At 25.4% G+C, this 4,875-nt stretch carries 5 protein-coding genes; 1 reads left to right on the plus strand and 4 read right to left on the minus strand.

The features are described 5' to 3' along the window. The first annotated feature begins 180 nt into the window (after positions 1-180). Positions 181-810, plus strand: coding sequence for a 16S rRNA (guanine(527)-N(7))-methyltransferase RsmG (gene rsmG, locus ACH2BC_RS13515; RefSeq protein ID WP_395054536.1), 630 nt, complete (start codon positions 181-183; stop codon positions 808-810). A 70-nt stretch (positions 811-880) separates the two neighbouring features. Here the strand turns inward: rsmG and ACH2BC_RS13520 are convergent, their stop codons facing one another. The 4 genes from ACH2BC_RS13520 to ACH2BC_RS13535 are packed head-to-tail and all read right to left on the minus strand — an operon-like array spanning position 881 to position 4,748. Further along, positions 881-1,459, minus strand: a complete 579-nt coding sequence (locus tag ACH2BC_RS13520) for a hypothetical protein (protein WP_395054537.1) — start codon at positions 1,457-1,459, stop codon at positions 881-883. 14 nt (positions 1,460-1,473) lie between these two features. Beyond that, complete coding sequence (locus ACH2BC_RS13525) at positions 1,474-2,400, minus strand: T9SS type A sorting domain-containing protein (RefSeq protein WP_395054538.1); 927 nt, start codon at positions 2,398-2,400, stop codon at positions 1,474-1,476. Positions 2,401-2,406: 6 nt separating this feature from the next. Further along, a complete protein-coding gene (locus ACH2BC_RS13530) occupies positions 2,407-3,066 on the minus strand; it encodes a hypothetical protein (RefSeq protein WP_395054539.1) in 660 nt (219 codons plus the stop codon). Between the two features lie 56 nt (positions 3,067-3,122). Then, on the minus strand, positions 3,123-4,748 hold the full coding sequence (locus ACH2BC_RS13535) for a hypothetical protein (protein ID WP_395054540.1): 1,626 nt from the start codon (positions 4,746-4,748) through the stop codon (positions 3,123-3,125). Positions 4,749-4,875 lie beyond the last annotated feature (127 nt).

Genomic DNA, 4,875 nt, shown 5'->3' on the forward strand with positions numbered 1-4,875 from the left:
TACATCATATAATTTTTCAAATTGATCTCTTTAAATTGTCTAGTTTAGAAAAGGTTGGCATTGTTGCATTCATATAAACACTTAATTTTTACAAATATAAATATTATTAACATTCGACAAGTGTTAATTAATCAAAAAATAACATTTGTAAAATCACTACTTTTGTAAAAAATTAAAATTATGGAAGAAATTCTGAAGCAATTTCCAAACTTGTCAGAAATTCAAAAAGATCAATTTGAAAAATTATATGATGTATATCAAGATTGGAATGCTAAAATAAATGTAATTTCTAGAAAAGATATTGATGAATTGTATACCAAACACGTGTTACATTCGTTAGCCATTGCAAAAATAATACAATTTGAACCAGGAACTTATGTTCTTGATGTTGGAACTGGTGGTGGTTTTCCAGGAATTCCGTTAGCGATACTGTTTCCAGAAACGAGATTTTATTTGATAGATATAATTCTTAAAAAAATAAATGTAGTTAAAGCTGTAGCAGAAAGTTTGAATCTTAAAAACGTAAAAGCAGAACAACTTCGTGCAGAAAATGTAAAAGGCGATTATGATTTTATTGTAAGTAGAGCCGTTACCAATATGCCAGATTTTGTTTCTTGGATAAAAGACAAAATTAAAAAAACCAATAAACACGAACTTAAAAACGGAATTTTATATTTAAAAGGTGGCGATTTAACTGAGGAGTTAAAAGATTTTCCAAAAGCGACAGAATATAATATTTCAGAATTTTTTAAAGAGGAATTTTTTGAAACCAAGAAAGTGGTTCATTTACCGTTGAAGTTTAAAGCATAAAAAAGTCTCCGTTTAGGAGACTTTTTTAGTTTTAATTAAAATCTATATATTTATTAAATACTAATTTAAATTAAAATCTGTAGCCTAATCTTAAATGTAAGTTTATTGAAGCTGACTTTTCATCCTTAGTATAACCTTCACTTTTTGCATAGTAATATCTGTAACCTAATCCAATTCCAGTTTCATAAGTAAAATGAGATCCAATATTTCTTTTAATTCCCCAAGTTGGAACTATTGAAATTTGATTTACTATTTTAATATTATTATAATTCGATACTACAAACCAATTAGGATGAAAACTTGTTTGTAAAGTCACAAAATTTCCACTATTTCCAGAAATATTTTTTGAGACTTTTTTTCTTTTTCTTAAATTATAATACCATCTAGGTTCTAAAGTAATAACTGGCGTAATAAGATATCCTGCTTTAGGATAAAAATTTCCTTTAAAAACAACAGTATCAAATCCTAATTCTGTTCTTAATGCGATTTGATTTGTTAATCTCATTTCGTTATGTACCCAAATTCCCAAAATTCCAGTTTGTATACCAAAGGTAGATTTTTCCACACTTATTGTATCTTGCGCATGAGTATAAATGGAAATAAAATATATTGCTAAACATTGCACTATTTTTAGGATTAACTTTTTCATAAGCATTAAATAAATTATTTTTTTACTATTTTTTTTGATTTAAAAATATTGTTTTCATCTTTTAAAACCAATAAATAACTTCCACTTTGAAGTTCGTCGATATTAATTTTTTCATTAAATTTTGATTTATCAGATTTAATTAATCTACCATACAAATCAAAAATTTCAAAACTAAAATTAGTCATATTAGTATTAAAATTATAAATTGTTAATTCTGTGTCTATTGGATTTGGGAAAATAGTTAATGATTTATTTAGATTATTTTGTGATAATTCTAAATTAGTATAGTGGTAAAATTTAACATTATTAACACCACCAGAACCAAATGTTACTGTCAAAAGTTTTAATGCTGAATTTGGATAATACCAAGTAAATATTGGAAAAATTCCATCTAACTTCTTTGTTCTAAACACATTATTAAAAGTGCCATAAGGTGTTATTAATGTTCCATAAGCATCATATAGAATTGTAAATGGATCATCTGCTGATGGATCATTAATTGTTGAGTAGGTATCAAATATTGTTGAATTATAAGCATATGGAAATTGAAACAAAGTTTGAGGATTTGGACTAAAATTAACTACAACTGCTGAATCTGTAGTAATACCTAAAATTTCAAGTTTTGAAGAATCCAATTTATAAATTTCATAGTAATCAATTCCTGTTGAAGTAGTTTTTATGATATAATTTGCACCAATAAAGTTACTTATAAATGGAGCTGTAGTATCAATACTTGAAATAAATGTTCCATTAGGAACAAGAGTTAATGCTGAAAAATTCCAAGTTATATTTGCGCCAGATAAACCTGTAGTGAAACCAGAAGGATTAGTAGAAAATATATTTCCTGAACCAATATTATTTAAATCATTAGAATTTATTACTGGTTGGGCGAAAATTAAAACTTTCATAAATATTATATACATTATAATAATTTTTTTCATACCAAATTAATTTATTATGTTATTTTTATTTTTTTTAAAGCTGAAATAATATTTCAAAGATATTCCTAGTGACTGCCTGGTTTCTATTACACCATTAAATTTCAATTTATTTATAGCATTTCCTATTTCTATGTTACTATATACTAGATTTAAAGCAATCGATTGTGAATTATTTCCATTTAATTCAAATAACATTCCAATTCCAATTCCAAATGAATAACGAATTTCTTTATATTCATCAGAGTCTGTTTTTATTAAATTGGTTTGATTACTATTTAAAGTAAATAATGAACCTTTAGCTGTTACATTATAAATATTAAATTGAGTAAAAATTTGAAAAATTACTTTATCTTCATAATCACCTAAATTTATTTTTGGGCAAAAATTAATTCCCATAGCTGAAGTTGTTCTTACAAGCAATGAAGTTTGAATATTAGCTTCATTGAAAATTGAGGCATCTGGTAAACTTCCAAAATAGTAATTAAATTCTATTTCGGGTTTTATTAAATTGTTGACTTTATATTCAAGACCAGTATTTAAGTTTACAAATAATGATTTTTCAAATGCTGGATTTAAATAAACTCCACCACCACCAAAACCTTTCAGCTTTTGCGAATACAAAGTTGATGTAATAAGTGTTATTGTAAGTAAAATTAATTTATTCATATAGAAAAATAACACCACCAAAAAAATATAATTTTTTGATGGTGTTGGTTAATTTATTAATTTTTTAATAATTTTCTACCTTTCCAGTAATTGTTGTGTAATGCAGCGCCGAACATATCAATTTTAACATCATCGTATTGTCTTGCACCATTAAATGTTTGTAGTAAATCAATAAATTGTTGCGTATTGTTTGGATTATAATTTGTACTACTATTGTAGGTTAATAAAAAATTAAAATCAAAATATTTAACAACAGCATTATCATCATTTGATGCCCAAAATTGATTCGCAACTATAAATTTAATTTTATTTGAAAATGGCTCTACATAAACTGTCCTAACCACTAAATTTCCTTCTGCTTTTTTCGTTATTAAATCTTGTTTTAGAGCAAATGTACTTATTGAAGAAATAATTTGATCTAAAGCAGCATCAATTGCCTGATTCACTTGTCCATTTGTAAACATAGCATTATATCCTAAAACAGTTATGTCAATAACATTATTATTATTATCAACAGGAAAATTAAAACTTCCAGCACTAGTAGGTATTGTTGGTATTACTTGACCATTAATATTATATCTAACGTTATTATATTCAAAAAAAGTAGTTTGATAATTATATTGTGCACTATTGTATACTGGAACATTAAAATTATAAGTATAAGTTAAATTATTTACACCCATTCTAATCTTTTGTGCATATGATTTTTCCCACCAAGAGATTGTTCCAAACAATAAATTAAGATGTTCTCTTTTTTGAAGTCTTGTAGAACAACCAATTGAAGAAAAGATACCAAAATTTTGATTAAAATATTTCACTTTTACTCTTCTGTTATCATTATAATAATCATAACAAGATTCTGATTCACCAAATATTTGTTCAAAAAATCCTTGACTCATTATTTCACAAGCACCAAAGTCTGCTGGATTAAAAACTCCATTTCCTCCTGTAGGAGCAGAACTTCCACCACCACCGCCACCTCCATATTCATCTACTGTATAAGCAGTATCTGGCATTGAAATTCTAAAAGTAGTTAATCCTTGTCCAAGCTGTTCAATTATTTCTTGTGGTTTATCTGTTGTGCTGTGTTCGTTATTATATTGATTTATTAATGCATATCTTTCTTGAGGTGTTTTATTGTCATAATAATCATATAAAACCTGTTTGTTTTGTTTCTCAATATAAAATAAACCTAATTCGGTATATTTATATAATATATCTGCAATAATTATTTCTCGATTTTCATTTAGCAAACTTGATAAAACAGGGTCAGAAATTAATTCATCGTCTATATCAAGTTCTAAATCTTGACTGTTTTTATTACTTTGATATAAACCAAAATCAATATTTCTTTTATTAATACGTTCTTTTTTTCTAACTACAAATTCTTGAATTTCATTAGTTGTTAAACCGTTTAAAAATGGTGTTAATGGTTTATAACCTAAATCTTGCAATTTTTTTATTTGTGAATAGAAATCATTTTGTTCCTTTACACCAGTTTTAAATTCTTTAACAATTTGTAAAATGTAATCTTTGCTTGGTAAATTTAATATACCATTTTCAATTTTCAAAATTGATAAATCAATATTTTCATCATTTTTTAAACTTTCATCTGGTAAGGCACATTTTGTAAATATGAGTAATGGTGTTATTATAAACAATAATTTTAATAATTTTTTCATAAAATTTAAATAAGTAATTGATAAAATTTAAAAGTTCTATTAGCTTTTAGATTAACGTGGGTTGTTCTAACGCATTCCCACGAAAAGCTTTTTTAACCTTCTTCTTTTTACAATTAAATATTCTAGT

It is taken from the genome of Flavobacterium sp., from assembly GCF_043760115.1.
GTDB lineage: Bacteria > Bacteroidota > Bacteroidia > Flavobacteriales > Flavobacteriaceae > Flavobacterium.